The organism is Candidatus Pantoea communis (assembly GCF_011752685.1).
Taxonomy (GTDB): Bacteria; Pseudomonadota; Gammaproteobacteria; order Enterobacterales; family Enterobacteriaceae; genus Pantoea; species Pantoea communis.
Genome location: NZ_VWXC01000026.1, coordinates 44,259 through 65,179 on the forward strand (window position 1 = coordinate 44,259; position 20,921 = coordinate 65,179).

At 55.7% G+C, this 20,921-nt stretch carries 19 protein-coding genes; 14 read left to right on the forward strand and 5 right to left on the reverse strand.

Annotated features, from left to right (window positions below; translation table 11 throughout):
* Entirely contained in the window at positions 1 to 2,061 is a 2,061-nt protein-coding gene (ppk1, locus tag F3J37_RS24560; RefSeq protein ID WP_034825724.1) for a polyphosphate kinase 1, read from the reverse strand.
* Positions 2,062 to 2,243: 182 nt separating this feature from the next.
* Between ppk1 and F3J37_RS24565 the strand changes: the two genes are divergently transcribed.
* From F3J37_RS24565 to pstB, 3 genes are read left to right on the forward strand one after another with little or no spacing between them, the layout of a single operon-like run.
* Complete coding sequence (locus tag F3J37_RS24565; protein ID WP_166936341.1) at positions 2,244 to 4,337, forward strand: ABC transporter permease subunit; 2,094 nt, start codon at positions 2,244 to 2,246, stop codon at positions 4,335 to 4,337.
* Positions 4,334 to 5,932, forward strand: a complete 1,599-nt coding sequence (gene pstA / locus F3J37_RS24570; protein WP_166936343.1) for a phosphate ABC transporter permease PstA — start codon at positions 4,334 to 4,336, stop codon at positions 5,930 to 5,932. Before F3J37_RS24565 ends, pstA begins: the two co-directional genes overlap by 4 nt.
* A 12-nt stretch (positions 5,933 to 5,944) precedes the next feature.
* A complete protein-coding gene (pstB, locus tag F3J37_RS24575) occupies positions 5,945 to 6,712 on the forward strand; it encodes a phosphate ABC transporter ATP-binding protein PstB (RefSeq protein ID WP_034825731.1) in 768 nt (255 codons plus the stop codon).
* A gap of 137 nt (positions 6,713 to 6,849) precedes the next feature.
* Here pstB and purN read toward each other — a convergent pair whose 3' ends face one another.
* Together purN and purM are read right to left on the reverse strand one after the other, a co-directional pair.
* Positions 6,850 to 7,488 (reverse strand): phosphoribosylglycinamide formyltransferase, encoded by a 639-nt coding sequence (gene purN, locus F3J37_RS24580; RefSeq protein WP_166936345.1) that lies wholly within the window; start codon positions 7,486 to 7,488, stop codon positions 6,850 to 6,852.
* Positions 7,485 to 8,525: a phosphoribosylformylglycinamidine cyclo-ligase gene (gene purM / locus F3J37_RS24585; protein WP_034825969.1), complete on the reverse strand. Its 1,041-nt coding sequence runs from the start codon at positions 8,523 to 8,525 to the stop codon at positions 7,485 to 7,487. The genes purN and purM overlap by 4 nt, the downstream gene beginning before the upstream one ends.
* A 240-nt stretch (positions 8,526 to 8,765) precedes the next feature.
* On the opposite strand from purM, the gene upp reads away from it, so the two are divergent.
* From upp to hda, 3 genes are all read left to right on the forward strand, one after another.
* Positions 8,766 to 9,392: a uracil phosphoribosyltransferase gene (gene upp / locus F3J37_RS24590; RefSeq protein WP_034825735.1), complete on the forward strand. Its 627-nt coding sequence runs from the start codon at positions 8,766 to 8,768 to the stop codon at positions 9,390 to 9,392.
* 73 nt (positions 9,393 to 9,465) lie between these two features.
* Complete coding sequence (uraA, locus tag F3J37_RS24595) at positions 9,466 to 10,749, forward strand: uracil permease (protein WP_038645460.1); 1,284 nt, start codon at positions 9,466 to 9,468, stop codon at positions 10,747 to 10,749.
* 93 nt (positions 10,750 to 10,842) lie between these two features.
* Positions 10,843 to 11,544: a DnaA inactivator Hda gene (gene hda / locus F3J37_RS24600; RefSeq protein ID WP_205299040.1), complete on the forward strand. Its 702-nt coding sequence runs from the start codon at positions 10,843 to 10,845 to the stop codon at positions 11,542 to 11,544.
* Here the strand turns inward: hda and arsC are convergent.
* Positions 11,541 to 11,888, reverse strand: a complete 348-nt coding sequence (gene arsC / locus F3J37_RS24605) for an arsenate reductase (glutaredoxin) (RefSeq protein ID WP_166936347.1) — start codon at positions 11,886 to 11,888, stop codon at positions 11,541 to 11,543. The genes hda and arsC overlap by 4 nt on opposite strands.
* Before the next feature lie 6 nt (positions 11,889 to 11,894).
* A complete protein-coding gene (bepA, locus tag F3J37_RS24610) occupies positions 11,895 to 13,358 on the reverse strand; it encodes a beta-barrel assembly-enhancing protease (protein WP_097118589.1) in 1,464 nt (487 codons plus the stop codon).
* A 639-nt stretch (positions 13,359 to 13,997) separates the two neighbouring features.
* Here bepA and F3J37_RS24615 point away from each other — a divergent pair.
* The 8 genes from F3J37_RS24615 to F3J37_RS24650 all read left to right on the forward strand — a co-directional run bounded on the left by F3J37_RS24615 (position 13,998) and on the right by F3J37_RS24650 (position 20,914).
* Complete coding sequence (locus F3J37_RS24615; RefSeq protein WP_058959113.1) at positions 13,998 to 14,603, forward strand: DsrE family protein; 606 nt, start codon at positions 13,998 to 14,000, stop codon at positions 14,601 to 14,603.
* Positions 14,604 to 14,637: 34 nt separating this feature from the next.
* Positions 14,638 to 15,246, forward strand: a complete 609-nt coding sequence (locus tag F3J37_RS24620) for a DsrE family protein (protein ID WP_058959112.1) — start codon at positions 14,638 to 14,640, stop codon at positions 15,244 to 15,246.
* A 126-nt stretch (positions 15,247 to 15,372) separates the two neighbouring features.
* Positions 15,373 to 16,389, forward strand: coding sequence for a substrate-binding domain-containing protein (locus tag F3J37_RS24625; protein WP_166936349.1), 1,017 nt, complete (start codon positions 15,373 to 15,375; stop codon positions 16,387 to 16,389).
* Positions 16,390 to 16,394: 5 nt separating this feature from the next.
* Complete coding sequence (locus F3J37_RS24630; RefSeq protein WP_166936351.1) at positions 16,395 to 17,417, forward strand: ABC transporter substrate-binding protein; 1,023 nt, start codon at positions 16,395 to 16,397, stop codon at positions 17,415 to 17,417.
* 2 nt (positions 17,418 to 17,419) lie between these two features.
* Positions 17,420 to 18,277, forward strand: a complete 858-nt coding sequence (locus F3J37_RS24635; RefSeq protein ID WP_166936353.1) for an ABC transporter permease — start codon at positions 17,420 to 17,422, stop codon at positions 18,275 to 18,277.
* Positions 18,274 to 19,086, forward strand: a complete 813-nt coding sequence (locus F3J37_RS24640; RefSeq protein ID WP_034825754.1) for an ABC transporter permease — start codon at positions 18,274 to 18,276, stop codon at positions 19,084 to 19,086. Before F3J37_RS24635 ends, F3J37_RS24640 begins: the two co-directional genes overlap by 4 nt.
* A complete protein-coding gene (locus F3J37_RS24645) occupies positions 19,083 to 20,072 on the forward strand; it encodes an ABC transporter ATP-binding protein (RefSeq protein ID WP_166936355.1) in 990 nt (329 codons plus the stop codon). Before F3J37_RS24640 ends, F3J37_RS24645 begins: the two co-directional genes overlap by 4 nt.
* 11 nt (positions 20,073 to 20,083) lie before the next feature.
* Complete coding sequence (locus tag F3J37_RS24650; protein WP_166936357.1) at positions 20,084 to 20,914, forward strand: phosphodiesterase; 831 nt, start codon at positions 20,084 to 20,086, stop codon at positions 20,912 to 20,914.
* The last annotated feature ends 7 nt before the right edge of the window (positions 20,915 to 20,921 follow it).

Here is a 20,921-nt window from a genome sequence, read left to right on the forward strand (position 1 = left end):
TTATTCGGGTTGTTCCAGTTTCTTGATGTAATCGTAAATCGCCAGCTGCGAGCGCACCTTCTTGCGATTGCCGCGCGGAACATAACGGTTACTCAGTTCTTTGTCCACGATGCGCGCTTTCACGGTATCACTCAACAGAATGGCAATGATATCCAGAATGCGCTGCTTCACGCGGGGATCAAGGATCGCCACGGCCACCTCAATACGGTGATCGATATTACGCGTCATCCAGTCTGCGGAAGAGAGATAAACCTTTTTCTCGCCGCCGCTCTCAAAAATATAGACGCGGTCGTGCTCAAGATAACGGTCAACGATGCTGGTAATGCGAATATTTTCGCTGATGCCCGGTAAATCAGGGATCAGAGAACACATGCCGCGCACCAGTAAATTGATCTTCACGCCCGCAGATGACGCGGCATAGAGGCGATCCACCAGGCCGTTATCGACGAGGTTGTTGATTTTCAGCGTAATGCCCGCCGGTTTTTTCTGCTGGGCATTGGCGATCTCAGCATCGATCAACTTATACAGCATGTCGCGCGAGTTCTGCGGCGACACCAGTAAGTGTTCGAACGTCACCGGACGATACGGGTTCTCAATAAAGTTGAACACGCGGCGCACTTCATTGGTGATGCGCGCATCTGCGGTCAGCAATGAATAGTCAGTATAAATGCGTGCGGTTTTTTCGTTGAAGTTACCGGTGCCGATATGCGCATAACGCACAATCTCATCGCCTTCACGACGTGAAATCAGGAACAGTTTGGCGTGAATTTTCAGACCCGGCGCGGAGAAGATCACGTGCACGCCCGCTTCGGTCAGGCGTTTTGCCCAGCGAATGTTGGCTTCTTCATCAAAGCGCGCCTGCAGCTCAACCACCACGGTGACTTTTTTACCGTTGTACGCCGCGTGGATCATCGCATCCATGATGCGTGAGTTTTTAGCGACACGATAAATGTTGATCTTAATCGCCAGCACGCTTGGGTCGAACGATGCCTGACGCAACAGCTCCAGCACGTGCTCAAAGGTGTGATACGGATAGTAGAGCAGCACATCGCGATTACGGATGGCATCGAAACCGTTACGGAAACCATCAAAGCCGATGTGACGGATTTGCGGCAGCGGACGGTTTTCCAGATTGGCTTTGCCGACGTTCGGGAAGCCAATAAAGTCTTTAAAGTTGTGGTAACGGCCGCCCGGCACAATCGAATCGTAGTTCGAAATCGACAGCTTATGGCGCAGCATTTCCACCATCGCATCCGGCATATCACGCTGATACACAAAGCGCACCGGTTCAGCGTTGAGACGCTGCTTCAGGCTGGAGGACATCAGTTCCAGCAGGCTTGATTCCATCTCGGTAACGAGGTCATATTCGGCATCGCGCGTCATCTTCATCGAATAAGCATTCAGCGCATCGTAATCGAAGAAGCCTTTGAAAATCTCATCCAGGCAATAGCGCAGGATATTATCCAGCAGGATCATCGGCTTGCGACGACGCGGTGATTCAGCCGGTAAGTTGACGAAACGGGGAACCTTGTCGGACGGGATCTCCAGCAGCGCGTAACGAATATCGTCGCCGCGAATGATCTCGACCGCCAGATAGGTGTAATCGTCTTTGAGGAACTCAATCAGATCGGTGTCGTGATTGATCAGAATCGGCGTGACGTGCTGGCGTAATTGATGTTTGAAGTAATAGCGCAGCCACTCTTGCTGATTCGGCGACAGCTGGCGTTCGTTAATCAGGAAGATCTGATTACGTGCCATCTCCAGCAGCAGGTCATTGTACAGCGCATCGAATTCCTGATCCGATTTCTGCACCCGCAGCTGAATTTTTTTCAAGATATGACGAAGGGTCGTCGGGGTGCCCTGTTCTTCACCAATCAGAATGCGACGTTTCAGATCGGCGAAGCGCACTTTATAGAACTCTTCGAGATTGTTGGAATAGATTCCCAGGAAGCGCATGCGCTCAATCAGCGGGTTCGTTTTGTCCGCTGCTTCCTGTAATACACGTTCGTTGAAGCTTAACCAGCTTATTTCTTTTTCTATATACAGCTTTTCCTGACCCATTCTGACTCCGTGATGCTGTTGCTGGACGGATTGTCCGGCGGGAAAATCGCAAAAATGCGCCTCCGCTCAGTGTCCGTCACCATTATGGCGAGAGTATGGCAAGCTTGTCCAACGCCAAAGGTTGTCTTATCAATCAGCTACGGGCAACATAGCGACGTGTTTTCACCTGTAACCTGGCCTGCATGAGCATAAATCGTATCCCTGTCCATTTCAGCGACCGCCGTCGCCGCGCTGTCGATCAGTTTGTTCGTCGCGTGGTGACAGGCTGCGGCGTGGGCATTTTGCTGCTGATGCTGCTGCTTTTCTTCTGGCTGATCTGGGTGGTGTTACCCCTTTTCAGCGCGCCGGGCATGCAAGCCACCACCAATATCCAACTTTGGGATAAAGCCCAGGTACTGGCGATGGGCAGCGATGGGCATCTCGGCTGGCGCATCAGCCGCAACGAGGCGCGTTTTATTCCGCTTGATGGACAGCCCGCCGCTCAGGCGCTGGTGCTGCAACAGCACCCTGATGCGGCGGTCAACAGCAGCAATAGCAGTAGCGTGTTGCTCAATATGCAGGGCGCACTGCTGCTGATGCAACCGCTGATCCACGAAAATCACGGTCAATGGTTCTTCCCGTTTGGCGATCGTCCGCTGCGTCTGGCGCAGGGTGCTGTCACCACCATGGCGCTCACCTCGCTAAGCGATCACCAGTGGCGCATTGCCGCCCAAACGCCGTCAGGCATCAGCGTGATGACGCTGGAAAACCAGCAGACGGTTAACCAGATTCTGTTACCGCAACAGCAAGCCGAACATTTGCTGTTATCGCCCGATGGCACATTACTCTACGCCAGCGAAGGGCGTTTGCTGCGCGTATGGCAAATCACCCCTGAGGGCGCACAGCTGCGCGAAACGCAGACCCTTAACCAGCGTCCGCAAAGCCTGCATATCCTCACCGGGGGGCGCACGCTGCTGATTCAGGATACCCTGGGGGTCAAGCAATGGTTTGCCATCGCAGGCGATAAAGGGCCGCGGTTGCAGGAAATTCATACCTTTGATCACAGCCAGGATGCGCTGAAGGTTGTGCCTGAGGCGCAGCGTCGTGTGTTTGCCACCTTTAATGCAGCGGGTGAGGTCAAACTGTTCGCCAGCAAGCAGCAGGGACCGATTTTGACGCGTCAGCTGGCACCGGGCATCCAGGCGCTGGCCTTTTCACCCCGCGGCGATGCGCTGATTATTGAACGGGAAGGGCAGTGGCAACAGTTTGCGCTGGATAATCCGTGGCCCGATTTCACCTGGCGCAATCTGTGGCAAAAAATCTGGTACGAAAACTATCCGCAGCCGGATTGGGTATGGCAATCCACTGCGGCTGGCGACAGCTATCAGGCCAAATTCAGTCTGATACCGATGGTGCTGGGTACACTCAAAGCCGCCTCGCTGGCGCTGTTGTTTGCCACGCCGCTGGCTCTGGCGGCGGCAATGTACACCGCATGGTTTATGTCGCCGGGATTACGCCGCTGGGTGAAGCCGGGCATTGAAATGATGGGTGCGTTGCCAAGCGTGGTGATTGGCTTGATTGCCGGTGTCTGGCTGGCACCGCACGTGAGTACTGCGCTGGTCGGCGTGTTGCTGCTACCGCTGGTGCTGGCGGTGACTTTATTGCTGTGCGGCGTGCTCAGTCCGCATTTGCCAGCGCGTTGGCGACGCCCAGGTTTCGAGGTGATTCTGCTGCTGCCGGTATTGCTGGCCGTCACACTCCTGACGCTTTGGCTGCCCACGCAGTTGTGGCCGGATATCGGCGAGCGGTTGGCACATTATGAACAACGCAACTTATTGGTCGCAGCGCTGGCGATGGGCTTTGCATTGGTGCCGTTGATTTTCACCTTGTCAGAAGATGCTTTATTCAGCGTGCCCGGCGCGCTGGGGCAAGGTTCACTGGCGCTGGGTGCCACGCCGTGGCAAACCCTGACGCGTGTGGTTCTGCCTGGCGCATCAGCAGGCATTTTTGCTGCCCTGATGATCGGTTTTGGCCGCGCGGTAGGGGAAACCATGATTGTGCTGATGGCCACCGGCAACACGCCGGTCAGCGAAGGCGGCTTGTTTGCCGGATTACGTGCACTTTCGGCTAACATCGCCATTGAGATGCCTGAAGCGGCAGCGGGCAGTGCGCATTACCGAATTCTGTTCCTGAGTGCGCTGTTGTTACTGATATTCACTTTAGTGATCAACACCGTCGCGGAATTGATTCGTCAGCGTCTGCGCCAGCGCTACAGCCAGCATGAGGGACAGGGATGAAAGCGATGCGTCAAAACGATCGCTGGCGTTGGCTGACTGCTGGTGCGGTGACCGTGTGTTTACTGGCGTTTACCTTGCTGATTGGCCTGCTGGGATGGCAGGGCATGCGCGCCTTCTGGCCACAACCGGTGGATCAATATCTGTTCCAGCCGCCGGAAGGCTCGGCGGTGATGGTGCTGGGCGAAACGCTGCACAAACAGCCGCAGGGCGAGCAGTGGCGCTATGTGGTGAAAACGGGCAATCGCGATTTTGCCGCACCGGATTTCCGTGTGCTGTATAGCCAGGGCGCGGCGAAAACGCGTCGCCCGGTAGATGCGGTGGTTTTACAGCGCCGCAGCGGCGGCAACGCTTACGGTTGGCTGATTGAACTGCGGGAAGACAATGAAGTGCTGACCGCGCGCGATCGTGATGCGCTGCTGCATCAGCGGTTGGCGCAAGTCCATGAGCAGCTACGTCAGGCCAGCCACATTCGTCGTGTGCAAATGGCGCGCCTCAATGCACAGCTGGAAAGCCTGCAGCAGCAAGCTGATGAGCAACGTCAGCGCGGCACGTTCACCCTGCAGGATCAATCAGAATTCGATGCCAACAGCGTGGCGCTGCAACGGCGCTTTAGCGCACTAGCGCAACAACTGACCCATCTGCAACATGAGAGCGAACGCGACACGTTGGTGCTGCGCGATGTGCAGGGGCAGGATCATATCATTCCGCTGGCGCAGGTGGTGGATGCCTGGTATCCGAACGCGATGTCGTTTAGGCAGAAGGTGCAGCACTTCTTCAGTCAAATCTGGCAGTTTGTCAGCGATTCCCCGACATCAGGCGGCGGCGAGAGCGGCGCGTTCCCGGCGATTTTTGGCACGGTGCTGATGGTACTGCTGATGTCGATCATTGTGATGCCATTGGGGGTGGTGGCGGCGGTGTGGTTGCACGAATATGCCGGACGTAATGCGTTAACGCGCCTTGTGCGCATCGCAGTGGTGAACCTCGCCGGTGTGCCGTCGATTGTATATGGCGTGTTTGGTCTGGGCTTTTTTGTCTGGCTCATTGGCGGCACCCTCGACCAGTTGTTCTTCTCGCGCTCGCTGCCTAATCCCACTTTTGGCACGCCCGGTCTGCTGTGGGCGGCGTTGACGCTGGCACTGCTGACATTGCCCGTGGTGATTGTTGCTACCGAAGAGGGGCTGTCACGCATCCCGGATAATCTGCGTCAGGGCTCATTGGCGCTGGGTGCCACCCAGGCGGAAACGCTGTGGCGCGTGGTGTTACCGCTGGCTGTGCCCGCGATGCTGACCGGTCTGATTCTTGCCGTGGCGCGAGCGGCGGGGGAAACGGCTCCGCTGATGCTGGTGGGCGTAGTGAAAATGGCCCCGGAACTGCCGGTGGATGCGGTCTTCCCGTATCTGCATCTGGACCGCAAATTTATGCACCTCGGTTTTCAGATTTACGATTTGGCCTTCCAGAGCCCGAATATCGACGCTGACCGACCGCTGCTTTACGCCACCGCCTTGCTGCTGGTGGTGATCATCCTGTCGCTCAATCTGCTGGCGATGGCGCTGCGGCATCGGCTGCGCGAGCGTTACCGCCTCATGACGCACTAGAAAGGTTTTTAGATGACGCCCGATTACGACATCGCGTTAACCGTTAACCAGCTGTCGCTGTGGTACGGCGAACGCCAGGCGCTGAACAGTATCGATCTGCGCATCCCGAAAAACCGCATCACGGCACTGATTGGCCCGTCCGGCTGTGGCAAATCGACGCTGCTGCGCTGCTTTAATCGCATGAATGATGTGATCGATCGTTGCCGCATTGAGGGTGAGATTCTGCTCGATCAGCACGCTGTGATGCAGGCAAATCAGGATCTGCCCGCGCTGCGTCGCCGGATTGGCATGGTGTTTCAGCGCCCGAATCCATTCCCGAAATCGATCTACGAGAACGTGGTGTACGGTTTGCGGCTGCAAGGGGTGCGCGATCGTCGCGTGCTGAACGAAGCTTGTGAACGTGCACTGCGTGCAGCGGCACTGTGGAGTGAAGTGAAAGATCAGCTGGCACAGAATGCGTTGACGCTCTCCAGCGGTCAGCAGCAGCGTTTGGTGATTGCGCGTGCCATTGCCATTGAGCCGGAAGTATTGCTGCTGGATGAGCCGACGTCGGCGCTCGATCCGATTTCCACGCTAGTGATCGAAGAGTTGATGACCACGTTAAAGCAGCATTTCACGCTGGTGCTGGTGACGCACAACATGCAGCAGGCGGCGCGCGTGTCAGATTACACGGCGTTTATGCATAACGGACAACTGGTGGAGTTTGATGAAACCGACCGCATCTTCACCTCGCCAAAAGCGCGCAAAACCGAAGATTACATTACGGGTAGATTTGGTTAAGGGATAAGCAAGTTGCTCTACGTTTTCAGGGCGTAGAAAGGCAACAGGTTTTAGCAGCCCCAGGCGCTGACATCAGCCAGTGACTGGGGTGAATTAAGCGGGGCAACGTGTCTGCACGCGGCTGAATAAGGTGAAAATCAGTCGTGTGCGTAACCCTGAGATGGCAACGGTTGCCCATCCAGCCAGGCTTTTCCATCACGCATCTGCAAACGACCATCGACAAACCAGCCGATCACCAGCGGATAAATCGCATGCTCCTGATGCTGTACACGTGAGGTGATCTCTTCTTCATCATCTTCAGCAAATACCGGAACGCGCGCCTGCAAAATCACCGGTCCGCCATCCAGTTCGTCAGTAACAAAGTGCACCGACGTGCCGTGTTCCTCATCGCCATTCTCTAGCGCCTGACGATGGGTATGCAGTCCGGGATATTTCGGCAGCAGCGACGGATGGATGTTCACCAACCGGTCGTGATAATGCGCGACAAACGCCTGACTGAGAATGCGCATGTAACCGGCCAGCACCACCAAATCCGGCGCATAGGCATCGATTTCCTGCATCAGTTGGCGGTCAAACGCATCGCGGTCGGCAAAGTCACTGGCGGCGAGGCTATGGCCCGGCACGCTGGCTTCCTGCGCACGCGTCAAACCAAATGCCGAGGCTTTATTACTGAAAACGGCAGCGACGCTGCCGTTAATACGCCCGCTTGCGCAGGCGTCGAGGATGGACTGAAGATTGCTTCCGTTACCGGAGATCAGTACAACCAGTTTTTTCATGGATTAATAACCACTCGCTCTTCTGAGTCAGAGGCTTTAATCACACCGATTTTCCACGCCTGTTCGCCAGCGTCGGTCATCAGCTGTACCGCTTTATCGGCATCGGCCGGGCTCAGCGCGATGATCATGCCCACGCCGCAGTTAAAGGTACGATACATTTCATGACGGCTGACGTTACCGGCCTGCTGTAACCAGCTGAACACGGACGGCCACTGCCAGCTCTTCTCGTCAATCACCGCCTGAGTATTGTCTGGCAACACGCGTGGGATGTTCTCCCAGAAGCCGCCACCGGTCAGGTGAGAAATCGCGTGCACATCCACCTGCTCGATCAGGCTGAGGATGTTTTTCACGTAGATGCGAGTCGGTGCCAGCAAATGATCGGCCAGTGGTTTGCCATCCAGCTGTTTGGTTTCTGGATCAGTCTGGCTGACTTCCAGAATCTTACGCACCAGCGAATAACCGTTCGAATGCGGGCCGCTTGAGCCCAGTGCGATCAGCACGTCGCCGTCCTGCACTTTCGAACCGTCAATGATTTCTGATTTTTCCACCACGCCGACGCAGAAACCGGCCACGTCATAGTCTTCACCGTGGTACATGCCTGGCATCTCAGCGGTTTCACCGCCGACCAGCGCACAACCTGACTGCAGGCAACCTTCGGCGATGCCGGTGATCACCGCAGAAGCGGTATCCACATCCAGTTTGCCGGTCGCGTAGTAGTCGAGGAAGAACAGCGGCTCAGCGCCTTGCACAATCAGGTCGTTCACACACATCGCAACCAGATCGATGCCGATGCTGTCATGACGTTTGAGATCCATCGCCAGACGCAGCTTGGTGCCGACGCCATCGGTTCCGGAGACCAGCACAGGCTCGCGGTATTTCTGCGGCAGCGCACAGAGCGCGCCAAAGCCACCCAGCCCACCCATCACTTCCGGGCGGCGAGTTTTCTTTACTACGCCTTTAATACGGTCAACCAGATCGTTACCAGCATCGATATCAACACCGGCGTCTTTGTAGCTGAGAGAGGTTTTGTCGGTCACTGCGGAATCCCCACGCGAATTGCGGTTGGTGGCAAAAATTAAGCGCGCTAATTCTATCAGTGCAGGCAAACGTTTGCGAGTGCCATCTCACGCCGCTTTGCACAGTGCTGATTTTTCGCCAATCCTTAAGATCACGCGAATCGCGCTAAGCCATTGACCAATGACAAGTGGCGCAGCGGCAAAAAGGCGGTATAATCCGGCGATTTTTTTTTAGCTCAACTCAATTCCGGGAGAACAATCATGAAGATCGTGGAAGTCAAACACCCGCTGGTCAAACATAAACTGGGCCTGATGCGTGAGCATGATATCAGCACCAAACGCTTCCGCGAGCTGGCCTCAGAAGTCGGCAGCCTGCTGACTTATGAAGCCACTGCCGATCTGGCCACGGAGCGCGTCACCATCGAAGGCTGGAACGGCCCGGTCGACGTCGATCAAATCAAAGGCAAAAAAATCACCGTGGTGCCGATTCTGCGTGCGGGCCTCGGCATGATGGAAGGTGTGCTGGAGCACGTGCCAAGCGCGCGCATCAGTGTCGTCGGTGTCTATCGTGATGAAGAGACGCTGGAGCCGGTGCCGTACTTCCAGAAACTGGTGTCCAATATCGAAGAGCGTTTAGCACTGGTCGTTGACCCGATGCTGGCAACCGGTGGTTCGATGATCGCCACTATCGACCTGCTGAAAAAAGCGGGCTGCAACAGCATTAAGGTGCTGGTGCTGGTGGCGGCACCAGAAGGGATTGCGGCGCTGGAGAAAGCGCATCCAGACGTTGAGCTGTACACCGCGTCAATCGATCAGGGATTGAACGAGAAGGGCTATATCATTCCAGGTCTCGGCGATGCCGGCGATAAGATCTTCGGAACGAAATAAAGAAAGCATCCAGCCGGCCAGAGAGTCGGCTTTTTTTTGGCAAAAAAATAAAACACAACTCAAGGGGATATCAATGACTCGTCGCGCAATCGGGGTAGACGAACGTCCACCGCTGCTGCAAACCATTCCACTCAGCCTGCAACACCTGTTCGCCATGTTTGGTGCCACAGTGCTGGTGCCAATTCTGTTCCACATCAACCCGGCCACCGTATTGCTGTTCAATGGCGTCGGTACGTTGCTGTATCTGTTTATCTGTAAAGGCAAAATCCCGGCGTATTTGGGTTCTAGCTTTGCGTTTATTTCACCGGTGCTGCTGCTGTTGCCGCTGGGTTATGAAGTGGCGCTGGGCGGCTTTATTTTGTGTGGCTTCCTGTTCTGCGTGGTGGCGCTAATCGTCAAAAAAGCCGGCACCGGTTGGCTGGATGTGATGTTCCCACCGGCCGCGATGGGCGCAATCGTTGCGGTGATCGGTCTGGAACTGGCGGGCGTGGCAGCCAATATGGCCGGTCTGTTGCCAGCCGATGGCACCTCGCCAGACAGCAAAACCATCATCATTTCGATGGTGACACTGGCGGTCACGGTGTTTGGTTCGGTGCTGTTCCGCGGCTTCCTCGCCATCATCCCGATTCTGATTGGTGTGCTGGCAGGCTATGCGCTTTCCTCCTTTATGGGCATCGTAAACTGGCAATCGGTGGCTGATGCGCCGTGGTTTGCACTGCCAACCTTCTACACGCCGCGCTTCGAATGGGCCGCGATGTTGACCATCCTGCCTGCGGCGCTGGTGGTGATCGCTGAGCACGTTGGCCACTTAGTCGTTACCGCCAATATCGTGAAAAAAGATCTGATTCGCGATCCCGGCCTGCATCGCTCGATGTTTGCTAACGGCTTGTCCACCATGATCTCTGGTTTCTTCGGTTCCACGCCAAACACCACTTACGGTGAGAACATCGGCGTGATGGCGATTACCCGTGTATACAGCACCTGGGTAATTGGCGGGGCGGCGATCTTCGCGATTCTGCTCTCTTGCGTAGGTAAACTGGCGGCCGCAATTCAGGCGATCCCGGTGCCGGTCATGGGGGGCGTTTCTCTGCTGTTGTACGGGGTGATCGGGGCTTCCGGTATTCGCGTATTAATTGAATCTAAAGTGGATTACAACAAAGCGCAGAATCTGATCCTGACCTCGGTGATCCTGATCATCGGCGTCAGCGGCGCGAAAGTGCATATCGGCGCTGCAGAACTGAAAGGCATGGCGCTGGCCACCATCGTTGGCGTCGCGCTGGCACTGATTTTCCGCGTAATCAATCTGTTACGGCCCGAGGAAGTGGTACTGGATGCCGAAGAAAAGCGCGAAAGTTAATGCGCTTTGCCGGGCAGGGAAGCCTGGTTCATCTCTTGCAAGGATCGTGATAAACTTGCGCCGTTTTCTGCCTGCTCATCCGTTGAGGTACTTCTGAACACGCCGGCACAGCTTTCACTGCCACTCTATTTACCCGATGATGAAACCTTTGCCAGTTTCTGGCCGGGGGAAAATCCGTCTCTGCTGGCGGCGCTGCAAGGCGCACTCTCTCAGCAACACGGTAGCTATCTCTATTTTTGGTCACGTGAAGGCGGCGGCCGTAGTCACTTACTGCATGCAGCCTGTGCTGAGATGTCGGCCCGTGGTGAAGCGGTGGGATATGTTCCGCTGGATAAACGCACCTGGTTTGTGCCGGAAGTGTTGGACGGCATGGAGAACCTGACACTGGTCTGCATTGATAATATCGAATGCATTGCCGGTGATGCCGAGTGGGAGATGGCGATCTTCGATCTCTATAACCGTATTCTGGAAATCGGCAAAACGCGTTTGCTGATCACCGGCGATCGTCCACCGCGTCAGCTCAATCTTGGCCTGCCGGACTTAGCTTCCCGTCTCGACTGGGGACAAATCTATCGTTTGCAGCCATTGTCAGATGAAGACAAACTCCAGGCGATGCAAATGCGAGCGGGGCTGCGTGGTTTTGAGTTACCGGAAGATGTCGGGCGCTTCCTGCTGAAACGCCTCGACCGCGAAATGCGCACGCTGTTTGATACGCTTGATCGGTTAGATCGCGCCTCTATCAGCGCACAGCGCAAGCTCACCATTCCTTTTGTCAAAGAAGCGCTGGGGCTTTAAACAATCTCCAGCACCGCTTCCGGTGGACGGCCAATTCGTGCCTGATCACCGTTGATCACGATGGGGCGTTCGATCAGTTTCGGATGCTCAACCATCGCCTGCAGCAGTTGATCTTCACTCAACTGGCTGTCTGCCAGATTTAACTCCTTATAGAGATCTTCTTTGCGGCGCATCAGATCGCGCGCACTACTCATGCCTAACTGTTGCAGCAGTTTTTTTAGCGCCGGCACGTCAGGCGGTGTTTCAAGATACAGCACCACATCAGGTTCAATGCCTTTATCCTGCAACAGCGCCAGAGTTTCGCGGCTCTTGCTGCAACGCGGGTTGTGATAAATGCTCACCATGATTTTTTATCCTTTCTGATACTGACGGAACCGCTTTTGCAGTTCGCGGAACTGATCGATGCGAGCATCGTAACGTGCCTGTTTCAGGCTGCCGAGCGGCACCTGGGCGCTGGCACTGCTCAGGGTGGTGATCGCCTGATCGAGCTGGCCATTGAGTGCTAATCCTTCCGCTCGTGCCGACAACTCCTCATCCCGTAATCCCTGTGCTGCCGAGGCTTGTGCCAGTAAATCCCAGGCATTGACGTCATCGGGATGGGCAAAGGTATAACGATTGAGGATGCGCGTGGCGTTAGCGGGCTGTTTCGCCTCGACATAAGCGTTAGCGAGGTTGAGCTGCAGCACCGGATTGGTGCTGCTTCCTTTAGCGCTGGTCAGCATGTTGATGGCCTGTTGCGGCTGGTTCAGGCCGATGTCGATATCCGTCATGATATCCAGCAACCAGACGTTATCTGGCTGTTTCGCCAGCATTGGTGTGATGATTTTTTTCGCGCTGTCGAAGCTTTTTGCCTGCAGGAACTGCACCGCTTTACCGTATTGCGATGCCATTTGCTCACGTGAGTTGCCTTTGGCGTATTCATTTAACAGCTCATCGGTCAGCTGATTACGGCCCGTGGCATACATACCCAACGAGCGCACCTTCGCCATATAGAAGCCTTCAGATGACTGCACCACCACCGGGCGCATCTGGTTGGCACGGTTACGCGCATCGGCCAAACGGCTATCCGGTAAGGGGTGAGTGAGCAAAATTTCCGGGGGTTTAGAAGAGAAGCGGCTTTGATCGGCGAGCTTCTGCAGGAAAGCTGGCATCGCCTGAGGATCGAAACCCGCACGTTGCAGCACCTGAATGCCGATGCGGTCGGCTTCCTGCTCGTTGGCCTGAGTAAAGCTGATCATGCCCTGCTGCGTGCCCGCCAATGTACCGGTCAATGCTGCCATCCCGGCTTGTGGGCTGGCAATGGCGAGCAGAATCGACCCTAATGCACCCACCCAGGTGAGTGGCGCATTACGCTTCTGCTCTTCCATCGCACGCGCCAGATGACGTTGGGTGACGTGGGAAATTTCGTGCGCCATCACCGACGCCAGTTGGCTTTCATTGTCGGTGTAGCGGAACAATGATGAATGCAGCACTACGTTGCCGCCGAAAAAGGCGAAAGCGTTCAGTTCGTCATTCTGAATGAGAAAGAAGTGAAACGGCGTGCGCACCGAATTGGCATGCGCCACCAGGCGCTGCCCTAACTCATTGATGTATTGATTTAATAGCGGATCGTTAATCAGCGGCGCACTGGCGCGCAGTTGGCGCACGTAGAAGTCGCCAATTTGTAATTCCTGATTAATGGATAGCGTTGAACCCGCCGTGGTTCCCATATCGGGCAGATTATCACTCACGTCCGCGTGCACGGAGAGTGCAGGCGTCAGCAGCAGCGTAGGAATAAGGGCCGCCAGCACTGATTTTTTCAACCGGTTAAACATGCCTTGATCCTGTAAAAGTCACCTGCTATTGGACAGGTAAGTCGTTCAAATGTTCTGCGCGTGCTTTCCTTTGGCGCAGCGCTTCTATCTTAACCAGCGCGTGGTAACAAGCAAATGAAGAAGCGACACAGACTTAAAATGAAAAAATGGCTACAGCGGGCGCTGATTGCAGCAAAAAATTGAATAGTCCGCCACGACCAGGTTAGCGCTTTTACAGGTTCAGAAGTTAAAGTTACGTAAAGTTGCTCAAAATAATTGAATCTGGCATGAACTTTTCCAGGTTTACTCTGAAAAACAAACGTCAAAACAGTGAACTGGCCTGTTTTATCCATCAGTGATTTTAATGGTGATTTTTTATAGGGTCGCCGAAATTTTAGTTAAGTATGGTCATATTTTCAGCTCCCCTGGCTTGATAAAACCTAAATAGCTGACAGTCGATTCAAGCCAGTTATTTTTTTAGGCACCTCTTCAGCTCAATCGAAAGCATTATTCAATTAGCCTGACTAATTATTATTTCCGCAATGAAAACCTCGGACAGGCCAAAACTACAGGACTTTTACCCTGCTCACGCTGTGATATAGATAAGGCACTTTATTCAAACGGACTGTGAATTAGCGCAGTGCATGCCGGAGAGTTTTTATGCGTTCTGTTGTCTCTTACGCCCTGATTGCGATCGTGGGTGGGTTTGTTGGCGCCACCGTCAGCAAAAGTGATGATATTTATCAGCGAGTGGTGAGCCATTTTTCTGCCGAGCCAACCGATCCTGAAGGTTTCTGGAGCACGCCTGCTGTCGATGGTTACGGCAAAATCCATTACGAATCTGATGCCGCCTTTAAACCGGTAGTCGGGCTGAGCAACAAAGTGGTGTTTCAAATCACCAAAAGCGAAGGGGACATGAAGCGGCCTAATCTTGGGCTGGAGCGCGTCGCCCGCGTAGTTAACCTCTACATCGCATCAGGCGTGCCTGCCGATCAGCTGCACTTTGTGGTCTCTGTGACCGGTGATGCCACGCCTGCCATGCTGGATAACGCGCATTTCCAGCAATTTTATAAAGCTGACAACCCCAATCTGGCGCTGATCGGCGAACTCAACAAATTAGGCGTCAAAGTGTCGGTGTGCGATCAGTCAGTGGCATTCCATCACTTCCCGAAAGAGTGGATCGATCAATCGGTTATTCATGCGTTGTCCAGTCCGACCACGGTGTCGACGCTGGAAAATCAGGGTTATGCCTTCCTGCAAATGTAATTGGGCTTAGGGTCTTCTATCGAGGAGAAGTGAAATGCGTCCAGCGTCCTATATTGTTATCGCCGCACTGGCGGGTTTCGTGGGCGGTAATGTGTTACAGCTTCCAGAGCTGGTGGATAAGGTCAGCAGCAAGTTTGCTGACAACAAAAGCGAGCCAGCGGACTTCTGGAGCACGCCAGCCATCGCGGGCTACGGCAAAATCCATTTTGTGAATACGCCGGATTACAATCCCGCGAATACGCCAGGCCTGAGCAATAAGGTCGTTTTTCAGATCAACCGCACGGAAGGGGATGTCCGTCAACCTAACCTCGGACTGGAACGCGTGGCGCGTGTCACCAACCTTTATTACGCTGCCGGGGTGCCGCTAAATCAGCTGAATTTCGTGGTGTCAATCAACAGCGATGCCGTGCCCGCCGCGCTGAATAACGAACAATTCCGCAAAGCTTACGGCACAGATAACCCGAACCTGAAATTGATCGATGAGTTAAAGCAGGCGGGTGTAAAGGTGACGATTTGCGATCAGTCGGTGGCGTTCCATCAGCTACAGCGTGACTGGATCGATACGCGCGTCACTCATACGCTCTCCAGTGGCACCACGGTTGCCTCTTTGCAAAACGAAGGTTACGCCTTCCTGATGTTGTAATTCCTGCCTGACAGCAGTTCGCGCTGCTGTCATTTTTTCGTCATCTCCCCGCGATGTTGCTGTCACAGTTCGCCGCTACTTTAAGCGCCAATGAGATCGATCTCATTGCTCAATCACGAGGCGAACATGTCCGATTTAATCAGTGTGGCAAAGCTGGCTGGCGTATCTCGCGCTACCGCCGCACGCGCATTTTCTGATCCCCATCTGTTGCGGCCTGACACGCTGGAAAAGGTGTTGGCGGCATCAGAGCAACTCGGATTTCGCCCCAATCACATTGCACGTCAGCTGCGTACGCAAAGTTCCACCACGCTGGGTGTGCTGTTGCCTTCGCTGCTCAACCCGATCTTCTCACGCCAGTTACAGGCGATGGAACGTCAGGCGCGTGCAGCTGGATACGGTTTGCTGGTGGCAACCAGTGATTATCAGCCAGAGCGTGAAGCGGCGATCGTCGAACACATGCTGCGCCAGCGCGTGGCGGGCCTGGTGCTGACCGTGGCTGATGCGGATAACAGCGCGGTTCTGACCACGCTGCATGAAGCCAGCATGCCGTTTGTTCTGGCGCACAACGTGCCTCAGCAGAGTCACTGGCCAGCGATTTGCGTGGATAACCAGCAGGCGATGCGGGAAGCCACCGAACATTTGCTAAGTCTGGGCCATCGTCATATCGGCATGGTCGCCGGGCCGATGCTGCAATCGGATCGCGCTCGCCTGCGTTATCAGGGCTACTGCGATGCGATGCAGGCCGCAGGGCTGAATGCGCTGCCGGTGATTGAAATGACCAGCCATACCCATTCTGATTTCGCGCTGCTGCAACCGCAGTTGCAGGGCGCAGCACCGCTGACAGCGGTGATTTGTACAAATGATTTGCTCGCCATCAGCCTGATTGGTGCCGCGGCGCGTGCCGGTGTACGCATCCCGCAGCAACTTTCGGTGATGGGTTTTGACGGCATCGATATTGGCGAGCAGATTGCGCCGTCACTGGCGAGCGTCTCTCAGCCAGCCGACATGCTCGGTGCCTGTGCCATCGATATGTTGTTACAACAAGCCAGCCGCGGCACCCGCGTACTGGCCCACCGGTTGCGGAGCGGTGAAAGCATCGCCGCACCCGCCACCGTTTTGACTGCCACCACCAGGGAACCATAACCACCATGAAATTCCATAAAAAAATGAAAATTCTTGCAGGAGCGATCGCGCTGACCGCCGGTTCGCTGTTCAGTATGATGACGCAGGCCGCCGAAACCGCGATCTGCTACAACTGTCCGCCCGAATGGGCTGACTGGGGTACACAGCTCAAAGCCATTGCCAAAGACACCGGCATCACCGTGCCACAAGACAACAAAAACTCCGGCCAGGCGCTGGCGCAAATGGTGGCGGAGAAGGGCAATCCGGTGGCAGATGTGGTGTATTACGGCGTCAGTTTCGGCATCCAGGCCGACAGCGCGGGCGTCATCACCGGTTATAAACCGCAGCACTGGGACGACATCCCAGCCGGAATGAAAGATCCAAACGGTAAATGGGTTGCGCTGCACTCGGGCACCATGGGCTTTATGGTCAACGTGGATGCGCTCGGCTGCGCGCCAGTGCCACAATCCTGGGATGACCTGCTGAAACCTGAGTACAAAGGGATGGTTGGCTACCTTGATCCGGCCAGTGCCTTTGTCGGTTATGTGGCTGCTGTGGCCGTTAACCAGGCGAAAGGCGGCAACATGCAGGACTTCACGCCAGCGCTGAACTGGTTCAAGAAACTGCAGGCCAACCAGCCAATCGTACCGAAGCAGACGGCCTATGCGCGTCTGATTTCCGGCGAAATCCCGATTCTGCTCGACTACGACTTCAACGCCTATCGCGCCAAATATAAAGATCACGCCAACGTTGCGTTTGTGATCCCGAAAGAGGGCACGGTGACGGTTCCTTACGTCATCAGTCTGGTGAAGAACGCGCCACACGAAGCTAATGGCAAGAAAGTGATCGATTATGTGCTGTCGGACAAAGGTCAGGCGATTTGGGCCAATGCCTTCCTGCGCCCGGTGCGTACTTCTGCAATGTCATCCGAAGCGAAGAAATTCTTCCTGCCGGATAGCGATTATGCACGCGCCCAAACTGTCGACTATCAGCAGATGGCCGATGCGCAGAAAGCCTTCTCTGCTAAGTACCTGAGCGAGATTCACTAATCATGTCGATCTCCGACACCCTGGCGGCTTCACGCCGCCAGGCTCGCAGCTTGCCGGGCAGCAAATGGTTGTGGCTGGCGCTGCCCGCGCTGCTGTTCTTCAGTGCATTTTGGTTGCTGCCGTTTGCGCGCCTGTTGCAAATCGGGATGCAAAACGATCGCACCACCCAGCACAGCGGCTACTGGACCGTGATTAGCCAGCCGAATTACCTGCTGAGTTTGCTGAATACCGTATTGCTGTCGCTGGCGGTGACATTGGTCACGCTGGTGCTTGCTGCCATCGTCGGCTGTTTTCTGGCGCGTCAGCGTTTTGCTGGGCGCGGCACGTTATTAGCCTTATTGACCTTCCCGCTGGCTTTTCCCGGCGTGGTAGTGGGTTTTCTGGTGGTGATGCTCGCTGGCCGTCGGGGCTTGCTGGCGCAAATTAGCATGAGCCTGGTGCACGAGCGCTGGACGCTGGCCTATTCACTCACCGGATTGTTTATCGGCTATCTCTATTTCTCGCTGCCGCGCGCCATCGTCACGTTGGTGGCGGCCAGTGAAAAGCTTGACCGCTCGCTGGAAGAGGCAGCGCGATCACTTGGCGCCAGTCAGTGGCGTATTACCTGGGACGTGATCGTGCCCGGCCTGCAGCCGGCATTGCTCTCTACCGGCGCACTCTGTTTCGCCACCAGCATGGGCGCGTTTGGCACCGCTTTTACGCTCGGCACCGATTTGGCGGTGTTACCGCTGACCATTTATGGCGAATTCACTAACTACGCTAACTTTGCTACGGCGGCGGCGCTGTCGGTGGTGATGGGCGCGGTCGCCTGGCTGGCGCTGATGTTAGCGCGCCGCCTGGCACACAAGGGGGCCGCATGAATCGTCGCGGATTGTTTAGCCTGCAGCTGCTTGTCACCACGCTCACCGCGCTGTTTATGATTGTGCCGGTGGTGCTGTCGATGCTGGCGGGCGTCACCAACAACTATTTTATCGGTCTGCGCAGCGGTTTGACGCTGAAGTGGGTTGAACAGGTGTGGGAGATGTATGCCGACACGTTTTGGCTGTCGCTGTTGATTGCGCTGTTCTGCCTGCTGGTCACTCTGGTGATTGGCGTACCCGCCGCGTGGGGTTTGTTGAAAGCGCCCGGCCGCTGGGCAGCACGTATTGAAGAGTGCCTGATGTTGCCCGTGGCGCTGCCCGGCTTAGCCACCGCGCTCGGCATCATTCTGCTTTACGGCCAGTTTTCCGGCCTGCGTGACAGCTGGGTATTTATTCTGATTGGTCACGTGCTGTTCACGCTGCCGTTTATGATGCGACCGGTGCTGGCGGTGATGCAGGCGATCGATATGCCGCGTCTGGAAGAAGCTTCCGCCAGCCTCGGTGCCAGCCTGTGGCAGCGCTTCTTTACCGTGGTGGTACCCAACTGCCGCAACGGCATTCTGGCGGGCGCCTTTATGGTGATCACCCTGTCGGTGGGGGAGTTCAACATCACCTGGATGCTGCATACGCCGCTGACCAAAACCCTGCCGGTTGGCCTCGCGGACAGTTACGCCTCCATGCGACTGGAAGTGGGTTCCGCTTATACGCTGATTTTCATTCTGATGATTTTGCCGCTACTGCTGATGCTGAATGCGGTGAATCACTGGCTTAACCGCGCGGTATCGCGCCAAAACAAGGAGGCGGCATGAATCCTGCGGCCGTTACCGTGACGCTACGCGGTTGTTCACGTCACTTCAATCACCAACTGGCATTGCATCCGCTCGATCTGACCGTGAATCCCGGGGAAACCCTGGTGTTGCTCGGGCCTTCTGGCTGCGGAAAAACCACCACCTTGCGCATCATCAGCGGGCTTGAACGCTGTGATGCGGGCGGCGAGGTGTGGTTCGACGATCGTAACGTTACCGCGTTGCCGATTGAGAAACGCAACGTTGGCATGGTGTTCCAGAACTATGCGCTGTTTCCCAATCTCAACGTGGCCGAGAACGTGGCCTACGGCTTGAAAGTGCAGGGCGTGGCGCGTGCTGAACGTGAAGCGCGCGTGCAGGAGATGCTGGAGCTGGTGGATCTCAGCGCGTTGTCACAGCGCAGCATTGATAAGTTATCCGGTGGACAGAAACAGCGTGTGGCACTGGCGCGTGCGCTGGCAGCCAGACCCAAAGTGCTGCTGTTTGATGAGCCGCTGGCGGCGCTGGATGCACGTCTGCGCGATCGCCTGCGTCTGGAAATCGGCACCTTACTGAAGAAGCTGGCGATCACCGCCGTGTACGTCACGCACGATCAGCAAGAAGCCATGGCGCTCGGCGATCGCATCGCGGTGATGGAGCAGGGGCGTCTGGTACAGATCGATACGCCACAAAATATCTATCAGCATTCCGCTTCGAAGTTTGTCGCGGATTTTGTCGGGGCGATTAACTGCGTCGATGTGGATAAGCGCGGCAATCCTCAGCGCTTCTGTCGTCCGGAAGATGTGCTACTCGCCGATGATAATCGCTACGCACGCCAGGGCTTTATCCTTGCCAGCACCTTTTTAGGCGCGTCGCAGCGGCTGATGATCGATATCGGCCTTGCAATGCCGATTCAGGTCGATCGCCATGCGCGTGAAGCCTGGCATGCCGGACAACCGGTGAGCTGGACGCTGGCGCAAGACGCCGCCCTGCAATTTTGTGCATCCTGAGGAAGAAATTCGTGTCTGAAGCATTGACGCTGATTGCGCAAATAAGTGATTTACATATCAAGGCGAACGGTCGCCTGTCGTATAAAAAAGTGGATACCCAGGCGGCGCTGCTGCGGGTCATCGACACCCTGAATCGTTTGACGCCGCGCCCGGACATGGTGGTGATCACCGGCGATCTGGTGGATTTCGGTAATGCAGAAGAGTATCAAACGCTGCGAACGGCGCTGCGACGTTTGCAACTGCCTTACATGCTGATGGCGGGCAATCACGACGATCGCCAGCAGCTACGCGCGGCGTTCCCGGATCACCACTATCTGCAACGTGGCGAAACCCTCAACTGGCAGGCGCGGGTGAAAGGGGTGCAACTGCTGGCGCTGGACTCCAGCGTGCCGCAGCAGCCGTGGGGCTATGTGGATCAAGCGCAGTTGGAATGGCTGGAAGAACAGCTGTCACGTGAGCCACAATTGCCTACGCTGGTGATGTTGCACCATCCACCGTTGGTTTCCGGCATCGGCCATATGGATAAGCAACCGCTACGCAATCCCGACGCGCTGGCGGCGATTATCCGCCAGCATCCGCAGGTGGAACGCGTGTTGAGCGGTCATTTGCATCGTTCGGTACAGGCGCGTTTCGCCGGTACGTTAGCCTGCGTGGCGCCAGGCGTGTCGCATCAGGTGGCCTTTGATTTGTCTGAAAATGGTCCGGCGAATTTCGTGCTGGAGCCGCCGGGTTTCCTGCTACATCGCTGGCACCCACAGCAAGGTATGACGACACACCAGTGCGCTATCGGCGATTATCCGGGTCCGTGGCCGTTCTATGATGCGAATGGTCTGATCGATTAGCGCCAAC

Coding starts and splice junctions, on each gene's coding strand:
- pstA (WP_166936343.1), top strand. CDS start 4,334: ATGAAAGCGATGCGTCAAAACGATCGCTGGCGTTGGCTGACTGCTGGT.
- F3J37_RS24640 (WP_034825754.1), top strand. CDS start 18,274: ATGAATCGTCGCGGATTGTTTAGCCTGCAGCTGCTTGTCACCACGCTC.
- purN (WP_166936345.1), bottom strand. CDS start 7,488: ATGAAAAAACTGGTTGTACTGATCTCCGGTAACGGAAGCAATCTTCAG.
- F3J37_RS24620 (WP_058959112.1), top strand. CDS start 14,638: ATGCGTCCAGCGTCCTATATTGTTATCGCCGCACTGGCGGGTTTCGTG.
- uraA (WP_038645460.1), top strand. CDS start 9,466: ATGACTCGTCGCGCAATCGGGGTAGACGAACGTCCACCGCTGCTGCAA.
- bepA (WP_097118589.1), bottom strand. CDS start 13,358: ATGTTTAACCGGTTGAAAAAATCAGTGCTGGCGGCCCTTATTCCTACG.
- pstB (WP_034825731.1), top strand. CDS start 5,945: ATGACGCCCGATTACGACATCGCGTTAACCGTTAACCAGCTGTCGCTG.
- F3J37_RS24645 (WP_166936355.1), top strand. CDS start 19,083: ATGAATCCTGCGGCCGTTACCGTGACGCTACGCGGTTGTTCACGTCAC.
- arsC (WP_166936347.1), bottom strand. CDS start 11,888: ATGGTGAGCATTTATCACAACCCGCGTTGCAGCAAGAGCCGCGAAACT.
- F3J37_RS24635 (WP_166936353.1), top strand. CDS start 17,420: ATGTCGATCTCCGACACCCTGGCGGCTTCACGCCGCCAGGCTCGCAGC.
- F3J37_RS24625 (WP_166936349.1), top strand. CDS start 15,373: ATGTCCGATTTAATCAGTGTGGCAAAGCTGGCTGGCGTATCTCGCGCT.
- F3J37_RS24630 (WP_166936351.1), top strand. CDS start 16,395: ATGAAATTCCATAAAAAAATGAAAATTCTTGCAGGAGCGATCGCGCTG.
- upp (WP_034825735.1), top strand. CDS start 8,766: ATGAAGATCGTGGAAGTCAAACACCCGCTGGTCAAACATAAACTGGGC.
- F3J37_RS24565 (WP_166936341.1), top strand. CDS start 2,244: ATGAGCATAAATCGTATCCCTGTCCATTTCAGCGACCGCCGTCGCCGC.
- F3J37_RS24615 (WP_058959113.1), top strand. CDS start 13,998: ATGCGTTCTGTTGTCTCTTACGCCCTGATTGCGATCGTGGGTGGGTTT.
- ppk1 (WP_034825724.1), bottom strand. CDS start 2,061: ATGGGTCAGGAAAAGCTGTATATAGAAAAAGAAATAAGCTGGTTAAGC.